1 protein-coding gene is annotated in these 654 nt (G+C 46.9%); it reads left to right on the top strand.

All coding sequences use genetic code 11. The annotated features are described in order from the left end of the window. Positions 1-654 (top strand): hypothetical protein (locus OQX63_RS23270; RefSeq protein WP_322974566.1); only part of this gene is annotated, 654 nt, incomplete at both ends.

Genomic DNA, 654 nt, shown 5'->3' with positions numbered 1-654 from the left:
AAGGTAAACCTTGGCGACAAGATCAGCTATACTTTCAAAGTTGAAAACACGGGTAACGTAACGGTGAGCGGCATCATTATTACTGACCCTAAAGTAACCGTAACCGGTGGACCGGTAACTTTACTTCCCGGTGCAGCCGACCTATCAAGCTTCACTGCTTCTTACACGGTAACACAGGCCGATATTGATAAAGGCGCTGTTTACAACATTGCAACGGCAACCGGTACCGATCCTAAAGGAAACAACGTTACCGATCAGTCTGAGAGCGGTAATCCTTCAGGTCCTGGTACGCCTCCTGTTGATCCTGCCTGTCCGGATTGTACCATTACACCACTTCCACAGGCCCCGGTGATCAGATTAACCAAAACCGGAACCTATGCTGATACCAACGGCGACGGTAAAGTAAACCTTGGCGACAAGATCAGCTATAGCTTCAAAGTTGAAAACACTGGAAATGTTACAGTAACTGGAATCGTTATTACCGACCCTAAAGTAACCGTAACCGGTGGACCGGTAACTTTACTTCCCGGTGAAGCCGACCTATCAAGCTTCACTGCTTCTTATACTGTAACACAGGCCGATATTGATAAAGGTGCGGTTTACAACATTGCAACAGCCACTGGTAAAGATCCTAAAGGAAACAACGTTAGCGAC

It is taken from the genome of Pedobacter sp. PF22-3, from assembly GCF_026239555.1.
GTDB lineage: Bacteria > Bacteroidota > Bacteroidia > Sphingobacteriales > Sphingobacteriaceae > Pedobacter.
The sequence above is the reverse complement of the archived record's forward strand: the minus strand, read 5'-3'. Positions and strand labels throughout refer to the sequence as shown.